Origin of the sequence: Bradyrhizobium sp. HKCCYLS3070 (genome assembly GCF_051167575.1) — a bacterium.
Classification (GTDB): domain Bacteria; phylum Pseudomonadota; class Alphaproteobacteria; order Rhizobiales; family Xanthobacteraceae; genus Bradyrhizobium.
This window is the reverse complement of sequence record NZ_JBNPTI010000013.1, coordinates 148,766-161,798: the sequence shown is the minus strand read 5'-3', so window position 1 is coordinate 161,798 and position 13,033 is coordinate 148,766. Positions and strand designations below refer to the sequence as shown.

Annotated in this window: 13 protein-coding genes and 1 other RNA gene; 6 read left to right on the top strand and 8 right to left on the bottom strand. The window is 66.4% G+C overall.

What is annotated here, in order from left to right:
• Nucleotides 1-151 precede the first annotated feature (151 nt).
• From ACQR03_RS28820 to dapE, 4 genes are all read left to right on the top strand, one after another.
• Nucleotides 152-844, top strand: coding sequence for a pyrimidine 5'-nucleotidase (locus ACQR03_RS28820; protein ID WP_434842094.1), 693 nt, complete (start codon nt 152-154; stop codon nt 842-844).
• A 255-nt stretch (nt 845-1,099) separates the two neighbouring features.
• Complete coding sequence (dapD, locus tag ACQR03_RS28815; protein WP_434842093.1) at nt 1,100-1,945, top strand: 2,3,4,5-tetrahydropyridine-2,6-dicarboxylate N-succinyltransferase; 846 nt, start codon at nt 1,100-1,102, stop codon at nt 1,943-1,945.
• 68 nt (nt 1,946-2,013) lie between these two features.
• Nucleotides 2,014-2,664, top strand: coding sequence for a DUF805 domain-containing protein (locus tag ACQR03_RS28810; RefSeq protein WP_315825869.1), 651 nt, complete (start codon nt 2,014-2,016; stop codon nt 2,662-2,664).
• Nucleotides 2,665-2,681: 17 nt separating this feature from the next.
• The gene (gene dapE / locus ACQR03_RS28805) at nt 2,682-3,836 is read left to right on the top strand and encodes a succinyl-diaminopimelate desuccinylase (protein ID WP_434842092.1); all 1,155 of its coding nucleotides are present in this window, start codon (nt 2,682-2,684) and stop codon (nt 3,834-3,836) included.
• An 83-nt stretch (nt 3,837-3,919) separates the two neighbouring features.
• Here dapE and truA read toward each other — a convergent pair whose 3' ends face one another.
• The 3 genes from truA to def all read right to left on the bottom strand — a co-directional run bounded on the left by truA (nt 3,920) and on the right by def (nt 6,382).
• Nucleotides 3,920-4,657 (bottom strand): tRNA pseudouridine(38-40) synthase TruA, encoded by a 738-nt coding sequence (gene truA / locus ACQR03_RS28800; protein WP_315752208.1) that lies wholly within the window; start codon nt 4,655-4,657, stop codon nt 3,920-3,922.
• 120 nt (nt 4,658-4,777) lie between these two features.
• Entirely contained in the window at nt 4,778-5,713 is a 936-nt protein-coding gene (fmt, locus tag ACQR03_RS28795) for a methionyl-tRNA formyltransferase (protein WP_315752209.1), read from the bottom strand.
• A 141-nt stretch (nt 5,714-5,854) separates the two neighbouring features.
• Complete coding sequence (gene def, locus ACQR03_RS28790) at nt 5,855-6,382, bottom strand: peptide deformylase (protein WP_315715353.1); 528 nt, start codon at nt 6,380-6,382, stop codon at nt 5,855-5,857.
• 169 nt (nt 6,383-6,551) lie between these two features.
• Here def and ACQR03_RS28785 point away from each other — a divergent pair, with 169 nt between their 5' ends.
• Together ACQR03_RS28785 and ACQR03_RS28780 are read left to right on the top strand one after the other, a co-directional pair.
• On the top strand, nt 6,552-7,787 hold the full coding sequence (locus tag ACQR03_RS28785) for a DNA recombination protein RmuC (protein ID WP_315752210.1): 1,236 nt from the start codon (nt 6,552-6,554) through the stop codon (nt 7,785-7,787).
• Between the two features lie 116 nt (nt 7,788-7,903).
• Nucleotides 7,904-9,289, top strand: coding sequence for an AmpG family muropeptide MFS transporter (locus ACQR03_RS28780; RefSeq protein ID WP_315752211.1), 1,386 nt, complete (start codon nt 7,904-7,906; stop codon nt 9,287-9,289).
• Between the two features lie 159 nt (nt 9,290-9,448).
• On the opposite strand, the gene ACQR03_RS28775 is transcribed toward ACQR03_RS28780, so the two are convergent.
• The 5 genes from ACQR03_RS28775 to ffs all read right to left on the bottom strand — a co-directional run bounded on the left by ACQR03_RS28775 (nt 9,449) and on the right by ffs (nt 13,010).
• On the bottom strand, nt 9,449-9,874 hold the full coding sequence (locus tag ACQR03_RS28775) for a hypothetical protein (RefSeq protein ID WP_315715350.1): 426 nt from the start codon (nt 9,872-9,874) through the stop codon (nt 9,449-9,451).
• 20 nt (nt 9,875-9,894) lie between these two features.
• Nucleotides 9,895-10,494 carry a recombination mediator RecR gene (recR, locus tag ACQR03_RS28770; RefSeq protein WP_315715349.1) on the bottom strand — a complete coding sequence of 200 codons (600 nt, stop codon included), beginning with the start codon at nt 10,492-10,494 and terminating at the stop codon, nt 9,895-9,897.
• A 25-nt stretch (nt 10,495-10,519) separates the two neighbouring features.
• Nucleotides 10,520-10,840: a YbaB/EbfC family nucleoid-associated protein gene (locus ACQR03_RS28765; protein WP_315715348.1), complete on the bottom strand. Its 321-nt coding sequence runs from the start codon at nt 10,838-10,840 to the stop codon at nt 10,520-10,522.
• A 103-nt stretch (nt 10,841-10,943) separates the two neighbouring features.
• Nucleotides 10,944-12,782: a DNA polymerase III subunit gamma/tau gene (locus ACQR03_RS28760; protein ID WP_434842091.1), complete on the bottom strand. Its 1,839-nt coding sequence runs from the start codon at nt 12,780-12,782 to the stop codon at nt 10,944-10,946.
• Nucleotides 12,783-12,913: 131 nt separating this feature from the next.
• An RNA gene (ffs, locus tag ACQR03_RS28755) (signal recognition particle sRNA small type) lies at nt 12,914-13,010 on the bottom strand.
• Between the last annotated feature and the right edge of the window lie 23 nt (nt 13,011-13,033).

The following is a 13,033-nucleotide window of genomic DNA, read 5'->3' as shown; positions in this document are numbered from 1 at the left end:
TTCTAACCATCCTGAATGCCATGATGCGCGACCGAAAACCTTATGCGATCACTCCATCAACATAACAGTTGCCGGCGTTCGCCGGGACGACAGCGGAATATGCCGCCTTAGCCGGGCATGATGACCGAAGGCAGGATGGACCGACGCCCACATGACAAAATCCCCCCGCAGCTTCGACCACGTCGACACCTGGGTGTTCGATCTCGACAACACGCTGTATCCGCATCACGTCAACCTGTGGCAGCAGGTCGATGCCAGGATCGGCGAGTTTGTCTCCAACTGGCTCGAGGTCGATGCGGACGAGGCGCGGCGCATCCAGAAGGACTACTACCGCCGCTACGGCACCACGATGCGCGGCATGATGACCGAGCATGGCGTGCACGCCGACGACTTCCTCGCCTACGTGCACAAGATCGACCACTCGCCGCTGGAGCCGAACCCGGCGATGGGCGCGGCGATCGAGAAGCTGCCTGGGCGCAAGCTGATCCTGACCAACGGCTCGGTCGACCACGTCGACGCGGTGCTGGCGCGGCTCGGCATTGCCGCGCATTTCCACGGCGTATTCGACATCATCGCCGCCGAGTTGACGCCGAAGCCGGCGCGCGAGACCTACGACAAATTCCTCAAGCTCCATGACGTCGATCCTGCCAGGGCCACGATGTTCGAGGATCTCGCCCGCAATCTCGTCGTCCCGCACGACCTCGGCATGACGACCGTGCTGGTCGTGCCCGACGGCACCAAGAAGGTGGTGCGCGAGGACTGGGAGCTGGCGGGGCGCGATGATCCGCATGTCGATCATGTCACGGACGATCTGACCGGGTTCTTGCAGCGGCTGGTGGGGTGAAGCCCGCCACGCATTGAGCTGTCATTCCGGGGCGATGCGAAGCATCGAACCCGGAATCTCGAGATTCCGGGCCTGGTCCTTCGGACCATCCCGGAATGACGGAGCATGATAAGCCGCACCTCCCGCGCGGACGGCCCCCGCCACCGATGCGTCCTTGACTCTCCGGGTCCAAATCCCGAAAAAGCCGCCCTGCCCACCATGCTCGTACACGGCCGTCCCCGGCTTTCTGCCCAGGGACCAAGCGAGGATCGACCGATGTCACTGTCCGCCCTGGAATCCACCATCAACAGCGCCTTCGATGCCCGTGATGGCGTCTCGACCACGACCAAGGGCGAGATCCGCGACGCCGTGGAGAGCGCGCTGGAGCTGCTCGACAAGGGCGAGGCCCGGGTCGCCGAGCGCGGATCGGACGGCAAGTGGAGCGTCAACCAGTGGCTCAAGAAGGCCGTGCTGCTGTCGTTCCGCCTCAACGACATGAGCGTGATCCCCGGCGGCCCCGGCCAGGCGTCGTGGTGGGACAAGGTGCCGTCGAAGTTCGAGGGCTGGGGCGAGAACCGCTTTCGCGACGCCGGCTTCCGCGCCGTGCCCGGCGCGATCGTGCGCCGCTCGGCCTTCATCGCCAGGAACGTCGTGCTGATGCCGTCCTTCGTCAATCTCGGCGCCTATGTCGACGAGGCGACCATGGTCGACACCTGGTCGACGGTCGGCTCCTGCGCCCAGATCGGCAAGCGCGTGCACATCTCCGGCGGCGTCGGCATCGGCGGCGTGCTTGAGCCGCTGCAGGCCGGCCCCGTGATCATCGAGGATGACTGCTTCATCGGCGCGCGCTCGGAGGTTGCCGAGGGCGTGGTCGTACGCAAGGGGGCGGTGCTGTCGATGGGCGTTTTCCTGGGCGCGTCGACCAAGATCGTCGACCGCGAGACGGGCGAGGTTTTCGTCGGCGAGGTGCCGGAATATGCCGTCGTGGTGCCGGGCGCGCTGCCGGGCAAGCCGATGAAGAACGGCCAGATCGGCCCCTCCACCGCCTGCGCCGTCATCGTCAAGCGCGTCGACGAGCGCACCCGCTCCAAGACCTCGATCAACGAGCTGTTGCGCGACTGATTGAACCGCGGCTGCGGCCGCGGCAACGAATCTCCGGGCCGGCCAAGCCATCGGTCCGGAGGACGTCCATGGACTGGACCTGGTTTCTGTTTCGCTTCCACGGCCGGATCAACCGCGCCAAGCTCTGGCTGTCGTTGCTGGTGGTGCTCTGCTGGATGGTCTTTGCCGCCGCGCTGGTGGCGGGCGCGAGCAGGCTGCTGGGCGGCCCGACGGCCTTCAGCTTCAATCTGACCGACATCTTCGCGGTCCTCGACCCGGACACCTTTCGCGGCTTGACCCGCGCCGATATCGTCCCCGCCACCTTCCACGTCATCCTCACCCCCGTGTTCGTCTGGGTGTTTGCCGCAGGCGCCATCAAGCGGCTGCATGACCGCGACAGAAGCGGCTGGTGGACGGTTCCGTTCTTCGTCGTGCCCGGGCTGGTCAACCAGTACGCGGAGCGGATTCCCGGGACGGTCATTCCAGCGATCGTGGGCGGCGCTGGTGCGCTGCTCTCGCTGTGGGCCTTCATCGAATTGTACTGCCTTGCCGGCGATCCCTGGACCAATCGCTTCGGGCCCAACCCGTTGCCGAAGGTCCGATCCAGCGAACGCTCCGGCCAGCCAAGACCGCCCGCGCCCGCCTGGAACCAGCACAAGGAGCTGGAGTTCACCCCGCACGTTGCGAGCCCGCCGCGAGGGGAAGCGGCAATCGGCAGCACTAGCCCGCCGGCAAAATAGCATGTTAAGCGAAAGGCATGACCGATGCCCTCGCCATCACCCGCGACCTGATCCGCTGCCCCTCCGTCACCCCGGCCGATGCCGGCGCGCTCGGCGTGCTCGAGGCCCTGCTGAAAGACGCGGGCTTCACGACGCATCGCGTGACGTTCTCCGAAGCAGGCACGGCCGACATCGACAACCTCTATGCCCGCATCGGCACCGAGGGGCCGCACATCACCTTCGCCGGTCACACCGATGTGGTGCCGCCCGGTGATGAAGCGGCGTGGAGCCTGCCGGCGTTCTCGGGCGAGGTGAAGGACGGCTACATCTATGGCCGTGGCGCCGTTGACATGAAGGGCGGCATCGCCTGCAGCGTCGCGGCTGCGCTCGACTATCTGCGCGATCACAGCGGACAGCCGAAGGGCTCGATCTCGTTCCTGATCACCGGCGACGAGGAGGACGTCTCGATCAACGGCACCATCAAGCTGTTGCAGTGGGCGGCCGAGCGCGGCGAGCGGTTCGACCATTGCGTGCTCGGCGAGCCGTCCAATCAAGAGGTCATGGGCGACTGCATCAAGATCGGCCGCCGCGGCTCGCAGTCCGGTACCTTGATCGTCGAGGGCAAGCAGGGCCACGTCGCCTACCCGCACCGCGCCTCCAACCCGGTGCCGGACATCTCGCGCCTGATCGTCGCACTGTCGGACGAGCCGCTCGATCATGGCAGCGCGCAGTTCCAGCCGTCGAATCTCGAATTCACCACCGTCGATGTCGGCAACACCGCCAGCAACGTCATTCCCGGGCTGGCGCGGGCGAAATTCAACATCCGCTACAATGACTGCCATACGCAGGAGACGCTGCGCGCGCTGGTCGAAGAGCGGCTCGCCAAGGCTTGTGGCAACCGCATCCGCGCCTACATCGACTGGCTGCCGTCGAACTCCAACGTGTTCCTGACCAAGCCCGGACCGTTCACCGAGCTCGCCGTCGCCGCGATCGAGAGCGTGACGGGGCGAAAGCCGGAGCTGTCGACCACCGGCGGCACCTCGGACGCGCGTTTCATTTCGAGCTACTGCCCGGTGATCGAGTTCGGCCTGGTCGGCCAGACCATGCACCAGATCGACGAGCGCGCCTCGGTCGCCGACATCGCCACCCTGACGAAGATCTATCGCGGCATTCTCGATCGCTACTTCGCGTGACCCCCTCTCTGCGCATCATTGCGAACGCAGCGAAGGAATCCAGGACGTCTCCGCGGCAGCGATATCGAGTGGAGCGGCCGCAATTAGTAGTCGACCTTCACGAGGTAAAGCCCTTCCGGCGGCGCGACGACGCCGCAGGCGGCGCGGTTGCGCGCGGCGAGCGCGGCGGCGAGATCATCGGCGGTCCAGCGACCCTGCCCGACCCACACCAGTGAGCCGACCATCGAGCGGACCTGGCTATGCAGATAGGAGCGGGCGGAGGTGAGGATGGTGATCGCATCGCCGTCCCTCACGACGTCGAGCTGATCCAGCGTCTTCTCCGGCGATTTCGCCTGGCATTCGGTATCGCGGAACGTCGTGAAGTCGTGCTTGCCGATCAGCCGCTGCGCGGCTGCATGCATTGCATCGGAATCGAGCCGCTGCGGCACCCGCCAGACGCGGCCGACCTCCAGCGCGAGGTTGGAGCGGCGATTGACGATCCGGTAACGGTAGTGCCGCCTGCGCGCGGAGAACCGCGCTTCGAAGGTGTCGGGCATGATCTCGGCGGCGAGCACCGCGACCGGGTTCGGCCGCAGATGCGCGTTGAGCGCGTCGCGCAGCTTGTCCGGGCGGAACTCCTTGGCGATGTCGCAATGCGCAACCTGGCCGGTAGCGTGGACGCCGGCGTCGGTGCGGCCTGAGCCGTGCACACGCGTGGGCACGCCGCAGGTCGCCTGCACCGCCGCTTCGAGCGCGCCCTGCACCGACGGCAAGGTCTCCTGCAGCTGCCAGCCGCAGAACGGCGCGCCGTCATATTCGATGGTGAGCTTGTAGCGGGGCATTCGGTCTATTGCTGCCGTCATCGCCCGCGCAGGCGGACGATCCAGTATTCGCCGACGTCTCGGCGCGACAATGCACGTCTCGGCGTACTGGATACCCCGCTTTCGCGGGGTATGACAGCGTTACGAAAAACGAGCACCGCGATTCAATGGGGTGCCGCGCAGGAAATCCGCGGCCTTCATCGGGCCCTTGCCGGCGCGCTGCAGCTCGGTGATGCGGATCGCGCCGTCGGCGCAGGCGATGGTGAGCTGCTCGTCGAGCACGGCGCCCGGCTCGCCCGCGCCGCTGGCGAGCGCGCAGCGCAGGAACTTCAAACGCACCGCCTCGCCATCGAGCGTGACCTCGCTCCAGGCGCCGGGAAATGGCGACAGGCCGTGGATGTGCCGCAGCACCGCATGCGCCGGCTTCGTCCAATCGATCCGCGCCTCCGCCTTCTCGATCTTGGCGGCGTAGGTGACGCCCTCCTCGGCCTGCTTCGTCAACGTCAGCCCGCCGCGCTCCAGCGCCGCCATCGCGCGCACCATCAGGTCGGCACCGATCCGCGAGAGGCGATCGTGCAGATCGGACGCCGTCATCGCGTCAGTGATGGGCAGACGCTCGGCCATCGCGACGTCGCCGGTGTCGAGACCGACATCCATCTTCATGACCATCACGCCGCTTTCAGCGTCCCCTGCCATGATGGCACGGTTGATCGGCGCGGCGCCGCGCCAGCGTGGCAGCAACGAGGCGTGGAGGTTGTAGCAGCCGAGTTTCGGTGCATCGAGAATCGCCTGCGGCAGGATCATGCCATAGGCGACGACAACGGCGGCATCGGCCTCATGGGCGCGGAACGCAGCCAGCGCGTCCTCGGTCTTCAGCGTCTTCGGCGTGAGCACGGGAATGCCGAGCCGGCGCGCCTCGGTCTCGATCGGCGTCGGCACCAGCGCCAGGCCGCGGCGGCCGCCGGGTTTGGGCGCGCGCGTATAGACCGCCGCGATCTCGTGGCCGTGGCCGGCGAGTTCGAGCAGGGTCGGCACGGCGAAATCCGGCGTGCCCATGAAGATCAGGCGAAGCGGCATCTGGTGGAAGATCCTGCATTGCCGAATCCTCCGCGTCATGGCCGGGCTTGTCCCGGTCATCCACGTCGAGCTGCCTGTAACGCGCGGCGCGACGTAGATGCCCGGGTCAAGCCCGGGCATGACGGAGGAGAGAGTTGATCGTTACTCGCTGGCGCGCTTGGCGGCCTTGGCGAACTTCTTCATCACGCGGTCGCGCTTGAGCTTCGACAGATAGTCGATGAACAGCACGCCGTTGAGATGGTCGATCTCGTGCTGGATGCAGGTGGCGTAGAGCCCCTCGGCATCCTCCTCGCGAACCAGCCCGTCGAGATCGGTGAAGCGCACGCGCACCCGCGCCGGCCGCTCGACCTCCTCGTAATATTCGGGGATCGACAGGCAGCCTTCCTCGTAGACCGACAGCTCGTCCGACTTGGCAACGATCTCCGGATTGATGAAGACGCGCGGCTCGCGCTTGCCTTCGCCGTTCGCGTCGGGCTTGGCCAGATCCATGGTGATGACGCGCAGCGGCTGCGCGACCTGAATCGCTGCGAGCCCGATGCCCGGCGCGTCGTACATGGTCTGAAACATGTCGTCGACCAGCTGCCGGATCTCCGGCGTGACCTTCTCGACCGGCTTGGACACCAGCCGCAACTGCCGGTCCGGCAGGATGATGATTTCTCTTAGGGACATGGCGCGCGATTTAAGCCGCGGAACCGGCGCGGTCAATGTGAGGGTGCGCGGTTAAGACTTCGCTAACCATGAATTTCAACGCCTCGTTAACCATGATTCTTAACCTGGCCTTAACCATAAATGTTCTCTCTTCGTTCGCGAGCTTGTGCGAATCGGATAGACGGGCGTGATGACCGCCGCCAGCCAGTCCCTCAATCCTGTCGTCATCATGATCGGCGACCTTCCGGTCCGCGCCAGCGATGCGCTGATCGGATTTGGCGTGCTGGTGGTGCTGCTGCTCGTGATGATCGTGGCGGCCGTGGTGCGTTCCGGCCGGCGCGGCGCCGAGCTCGCGGCCCAGCAGGCGATGCGCAGCGATGAGATCGAACATCGGTTCAGCGAGATGATCCGCGTCCAGAGCGAGGCCTCCGGCCGGGTCGACGCGATGGCGCAGCTGCTCGCCGGCCGGCAGGTTGATCTTGCCCGCAGCGTCAACGAGCGGCTCGATGCGGTGACTCATCGCGTCGGACAGTCGATGGAGCAGAGTACGCGCCACACCATGGATAGTCTGCGCGTGCTGCACGAGCGGCTCGGCATCATCGACAATGCCCACCGTGATCTCAGCGAGCTGACGACCCAGGTCACGACCCTGCGCGACGTCCTCGCCAACAAGCAGTCGCGCGGCGCGTTCGGCCAGGCGCGGATGGAGGCGATCGTGCAGGACGGACTGCCGAAGGGCAGCTACGCGTTCCAGTACACGCTCGCCAGCGGCAAGCGGCCGGACTGCGTCGTGTTCCTGCCCGACGCGCGACCGCTGTGCATCGACGCCAAGTTTCCGTTGGAAGCCGTGACCGCGCTGCATGATGCGGAGACGGACGAGGAGAAGCGCACCGCCGCACAGCGCCTGCGTACCGACGTGCTGCGTCACGTCAACGACATCGCGGAGAAATATCTGGTGGTCGGCGAGACGCAGGACACCGCGCTGATGTTCGTGCCGTCGGAATCGGTCTATGCCGAGATCCATGATGGCTTCGACGACGTCATCCAGAAAGCGTATCGCGCGCGCGTCGTGCTGGTGTCGCCGTCGCTGCTGATGCTCGCGATCCAGGTCATGCAGCAGATCATGAAGGACGCACGCATCCGCGACGCCGCCGACCAGATCCGCAACGAGGTGATCCATCTCGGGGACGATCTCGGCCGCCTGCGCGAGCGCGTGCTCAAGCTGCAGAAGCATTTCGGCGATGTCGGCGAGGACATCCGCCAGATCCTCATCTCGGCCGACAAGATCGAGAAGCGCGCCGCCCGCATCGAGGAGCTCGACTTCAGCAAACAGGACACGCCGGTGGAGTCGCCACGCATCGCGCCGGCTACGGGCACCGCGCCGGATTTGTTTCCGCTGGCGGGACGCGTGCAGGCGGGCGAGTGATTGGGCAGCTGCCCCTGTCGCAGCTTGAATTTTGCCAAGACTGTCATCGTCCGGCTCGCGGACGATGACAGCTGAGATGGGGAGCGTTTCTTGCGCCAATCTGCTACCACCCATCCATGACCGTACCTGAGGCTTCTTCCGACATCACCGCGACCGGCGCAAAGCCCGAGGCTGCGCCAAGAGCCCCCACCTGGCGCGAGAGCATGGCCGTCTATCTGCAGCCGCGCGTGCTCGTGGTGCTGTTCCTCGGATTTTCGTCGGGGCTGCCGCTGGCGCTGTCCGGCTCGACCTTGCAGATCTGGATGCGCGAGCTCGGCGTCGACCTCGGGACCATCGGGCTATTCGCGCTCGTCGGCACGCCCTACACGCTGAAATTCCTCTGGGCGCCGCTGGTCGACGCGCTGCACGTGCCGCTGCTGACGCGCGCCTTCGGGCGGCGACGCGGCTGGCTGGTGTTCGCGCAACTGCTGCTGATCGCCGCCATCCTGCTGCTGGCGTTGACCGATCCGGCGCACGCGCCGTTCATGGTGGCGCTGGCCGCGCTGCTGGTCGCCGCGATGTCGGCGACCCAGGACATCGTGGTCGACGCCTTCCGCGTCGAGAGCCTGCCGGAGAGTGAGCAGGCCGCGGGCATGGCGGCGTATGTCGCCGCCTACCGCATCGGCATGCTGGTCTCGACCGCCGGCGCACTGGTGGTGGTCAGTGCATTCGAGAACTCGGGGCTGACGCGTCCGTCGTCCTGGATGTGGGGCTATGTTGCGATGGCCGGACTGGTGCTGATCGGCACGATCACGGCCCTCGCGGCGACCGAGCCGGCCCAGTCGCAGCAGGCGGAGGCCGCGATGGGGGCGGACACCGCGCTCACCCGCGTGATGCATGCGGCTGCCGGGGCCTTCGTCGAGTTCCTCGGCCGACGTGATGCGCTCACGGCGCTCGCCTTCGTCGTGCTGTTCAAGTTCACCGACGCCTTCTCCGGCACGATGACCGCGCCGTTCGTGATCGATCTCGGCTTCAGCAAGGTCGACTACGCCGCGATCGTGAAAGGCGTCGGCCTCGCCGCCACGCTCGCCGGCGGCTTTGCCGGCGGTTTCGTCGCGCGGCGCTATTCGCTCGCCATCAGCCTGTGGATCGGCGGCATCGTGCAGGCGCTGGCCAACCTGTCGTTCTCATGGCTCGCCATCGTCGGCGTCAATCAGTGGGCGCTGGCGCTGGCGATCTCTGCGGAGAACCTCACCAGCGCGATCGGCACCGTGATCTTTGTCGCCTATCTCTCTGCGCTGTGCCAGAACCCGCTGCACACCGCGACCCAATATGCGCTGCTCACCGCGCTCGCCGCGGTTGGACGAACCTATCTGTCATCGGGCGCGGGCTATGTGGCGAAAGCGACCGGCTGGCCTGCATTCTTCGTCATCTGCGTGCTCGTCGCGATCCCGAGCCTCGTGCTGCTCGCTTGGCTGCAACGGCGTGGGCATTTCGATGATTTGGGGCCGGTGAAGTTGTAGCTGCCGCCTCACCGTCAACTGTCGTCACTCGCGAAGGCGGATGACCCAGTATTCCAGAGACGTCAGCTATCAACCGAGGGCCGCGGCGTACTGGATCGCCCGGTCGAGCCGGGCGATGACTGCAGAAGTCAGGAGGCGGCGCTCGCAGCGTCCCAAGTGTCACCGCTTCACCAAGCTCCACTTGGTCACGACCGCCTCGCTCATCTGCCCCGCATCCTGGGCGCAGGCGATCTCGTCGACCTTGACCGCGATCTGCTTGCCGAGCAGGCCCTTGAGCTGCGAGGCCTGCGCCGTGTTCGCGGTGACGAGCTGGAACGTCTCCGGTCCGGTCTCGAGATTGCACAGCCCGCTCGGCGGCGGCAGGCGGCGCGGCTCGCTGGTGATCTGATAGGCGGCGGAGGGCTGGCCCGATTTGGCGCCTTTCAGCTTCAGCGCCGTCAGCTCGCCCGACAGCACGTCACCGGCATTGAGCGGACGCCCCGCCTTCTGCGGTGCCTCGCTTTGCTGCGCCAGCACCGACGGCGCCGAGAGTGCCGCCAGAATCGCGCCCAAAGCCAGCCGTTTGCCGAATCCGCGTTTCGTCATCAATTCACTTCCGTCTGTGCTTAGAACAAGGTCCGCTGCCGCATCGCGGCCGAGAGCGTGCCTTCGTCGAGATAGTCGAGCTCGCCGCCGACCGGCACGCCATGCGCCAGCCGCGTGACCTTGACGTTCGCCTCCTGCAGGAGGTCGGTGATGTAGTGCGCCGTCGTCTGGCCGTCGACCGTCGCGTTCAGAGCGAGGATGATCTCCTGCACCTCCGGCGCATGCGCGCGCTGCACCAGCGCGTCGATGGTGAGATCCTGCGGACCGACTCCGTCGAGCGGCGACAAGGTGCCGCCGAGCACGTGATAGCGGCCGTTCGAGGCCTTGGCGCGCTCCAGCGCCCAGAGGTCGGCGACATCGGCGACGACGACGATCATCGCGGGATCGCGCCGCGGATCGGTGCACACCGTGCAGGGATTCTGCGTATCGATGTTGCCGCAGGTCTTGCAGACCTGGATGCGATCGATCGCGACCTGCAGCGCCGAGGCAAGCGGCACCATCAGCGCCTCGCGCTTCTTGATCAGATGCAGGGCGGCGCGCCGCGCCGAACGCGGCCCGAGGCCGGGCAGGCGCGCGAGCAGCTGGATCAGGCGTTCGATCTCAGGACCAGCGACGGCCATCAGTTCACGAATGTCATCAGGTCAACTAACCAAAACCGAAGCCGGGCGGCAGGCCGAGCTTGCCGGTGATGGCCTGCATCTTCTCCTGCATCGCGGCTTCCGCCTTGCGCCGTGCATCGCCATGCGCGGTCACCAGCAGGTCCTCCAGGATCTCGGCCTCCTCCGGCTTGAGCAGCGACGGATCGATCTTGATGCTCTTCACGTCCATCTTGGCGGTCATGCGCACGGCAACCAGACCGCCGCCCGAGATGCCCTCGACCTCGACGTTGCCGAGTTCCTCCTGCATCTCCTGCATCTTCGTCTGCAGCTGCGCCGCCTGTTTCATCATGCCGAGAAAGTCAGCCATCGGAGCACCTCATCATCAGCCACCTTGTTGAGCATGATCTCCGCGCAAACGCCTCTGGCGTTTGTCGCGAGGAAAACCGGTTTCCACTTTTCCGGATCATGCTCTAGAAATCATCATCGTCGGACTCGTCGGGCGGCTCGACAGCACTGGCGTCCGATTCGGGCGGCTCGGGGGCGAGCCGGCGCACTTCGACCACCTTGGTGCCCGGGAACCGCGCCAGGATCTCCTGTACGCGCGGATCGGCCTCCGCCGCCGCCTCTCGCTCGCTCTTGGCGCGCAGATTCTGCTCGCGCAAGGTCGCCTGACCCGGCTCGTTGGAAACGATCACCGTCCAGCGCCGGCCGGTCCAGTCTTCCAGCTTGCGGCCGAGGTCCGAGACAAGCGAGCGCTGCGCCGTCCGTTCCAGCGCGATCTCCAGCCGTCCCTCCTCGAAGCGGACCAGCCGCACGTCCATCTCCAGCGCGCTCTTGGTGATCAGGTCACGATTCTTGCCGGCCAGCGCGACGAGTTCCTGAAAGCTCGCGATGCGTAGCGCGGGCTGGTCGTGTGTTGCCGGCGCCGGCTGTGACGACATCGCCTGCGGGCGCATCGAACCGCCGACCGCGGCGAGCGTCGGGCCTTGCGCGCGCGGCGCCTGCATCGGCGCCGACGTCATCACAGGCGGCGTTCCCGCGCTCATGGTGGATGCCGGCGCAGCACGCGCTCCGCCGCCGTTCGTGACAACGGGAGATCCGCCGCCGTTCTGGTCGATCATCCGAATGGCTTCGTCGGGCGTCGGCAGATCGGCCGCGTAGGCAATCCGTACCAGCACCATTTCCGCGGCGGCGGCCGGGCGCGTCGCACCTTGGGTCTCGGCGATGCCCTTGAGCAGCATCTGCCACATCCGCGACAGCACCCGCATCGACAGCTTGGTGGCGAAGTCGCGCGCGCGCAGCCGCTCGGTCTCGCTGAAGGCGACGTTGTCGGCCGTGGCCGGCACGACCTTCACCCGGGTGACGAAGTTCACGAACTCGGCCAGATCCGACAGCACGACCACGGGGTCGGCGCCGACGTCATATTGCTCGCGGAATTCCTTGAAGGCGGCGGCGATGTCGCCGCTGGCGAGATGGTGGAACAGGTCGATCACGCGGGTGCGGTCGGCGAGGCCCAGCATCTGACGGACATCGTCGGCGCGGACTTCGCCGGCGCTGTGCGCGATCGCCTGATCGAGCAGCGACAACGAATCGCGCACCGAGCCTTCGGCGGCGCGCGCGATGATGCCGAGCGCCTCGGGCTCGATCGTCACGCCTTCCTTGGTCGCGATGCCCGAAAGATGCTTCATCAGCACGCCGGCCTCGACGCGGCGCAGATCGAAGCGCTGGCAGCGCGACAGCACCGTCACCGGCACTTTGCGGATCTCGGTGGTCGCAAACACGAACTTGGCGTGCTCCGGCGGCTCCTCCAAGGTCTTCAGGAAGGCGTTGAACGCCGCTGTCGACAGCATGTGGACTTCGTCGATGATGTAGACCTTGTAGCGCGCGCTGGCCGGCGCATAGCGGACGCTGTCATTGATCTGGCGGACGTCATCGACGCCGGTGTGGGACGCCGCGTCCATCTCGAGGATGTCCATGTGCCGGCTTTCCATGATCGCCTGGCAATGGGTGCCGAGCACCGGCATATGGATGGTCGGCCCCTTCACCGAGCCGTCCGGCAGCTCGTAATTCAATGCGCGGGCGAGAATGCGGGCGGTGGTCGTCTTGCCGACGCCGCGGACGCCGGTCAGAATCCAGGCCTGCGGAATCCGGCCGGTCTCGAACGCGTTCGAGACGGTGCGCACCACGGCCTCCTGGCCGATCAGATCTGCGAAGCTGGAGGGGCGGTATTTGCGCGCCAGCACCCGGTAGGGCTTGGCGGGAGCGTCGGCGCTGTCAGGCGGAACAGGTGGGGCGCCAGCGTCGGTCATCGAGCGATCCGCAAGTGAGCATTCCAGGCCGGCATCGATCGCGATCGTCGACGCAATCAGCCGGAGCGCGGTCGAGCGCCCGCCCTGCGCGGGGTCCCCGCCATCTTTGCGCGATTCGCTCGAGAAAACAGGTAGGAGACTGACGAGCGACCCGATCCGGACCTCGTTAGGGCTGCTTCCTTCCGGACCTGACCCGGTTGGCGAGTGGCTCGTCCACCGCCAATCTCCCGCTGCCTATTTGGGGCCAAATG

Coding starts and splice junctions, on each gene's coding strand:
- ACQR03_RS28760 (WP_434842091.1), bottom strand. CDS start 12,782: ATGACCGACGCTGGCGCCCCACCTGTTCCGCCTGACAGCGCCGACGCT.
- ACQR03_RS28765 (WP_315715348.1), bottom strand. CDS start 10,840: ATGGCTGACTTTCTCGGCATGATGAAACAGGCGGCGCAGCTGCAGACG.
- ACQR03_RS28820 (WP_434842094.1), top strand. CDS start 152: ATGACAAAATCCCCCCGCAGCTTCGACCACGTCGACACCTGGGTGTTC.
- ACQR03_RS28780 (WP_315752211.1), top strand. CDS start 7,904: ATGACCGTACCTGAGGCTTCTTCCGACATCACCGCGACCGGCGCAAAG.
- dapD (WP_434842093.1), top strand. CDS start 1,100: ATGTCACTGTCCGCCCTGGAATCCACCATCAACAGCGCCTTCGATGCC.
- ACQR03_RS28775 (WP_315715350.1), bottom strand. CDS start 9,874: ATGACGAAACGCGGATTCGGCAAACGGCTGGCTTTGGGCGCGATTCTG.
- recR (WP_315715349.1), bottom strand. CDS start 10,494: ATGGCCGTCGCTGGTCCTGAGATCGAACGCCTGATCCAGCTGCTCGCG.
- def (WP_315715353.1), bottom strand. CDS start 6,382: ATGTCCCTAAGAGAAATCATCATCCTGCCGGACCGGCAGTTGCGGCTG.
- dapE (WP_434842092.1), top strand. CDS start 2,682: ATGACCGATGCCCTCGCCATCACCCGCGACCTGATCCGCTGCCCCTCC.
- fmt (WP_315752209.1), bottom strand. CDS start 5,713: ATGCCGCTTCGCCTGATCTTCATGGGCACGCCGGATTTCGCCGTGCCG.
- truA (WP_315752208.1), bottom strand. CDS start 4,657: ATGCCCCGCTACAAGCTCACCATCGAATATGACGGCGCGCCGTTCTGC.
- ACQR03_RS28810 (WP_315825869.1), top strand. CDS start 2,014: ATGGACTGGACCTGGTTTCTGTTTCGCTTCCACGGCCGGATCAACCGC.
- ACQR03_RS28785 (WP_315752210.1), top strand. CDS start 6,552: ATGACCGCCGCCAGCCAGTCCCTCAATCCTGTCGTCATCATGATCGGC.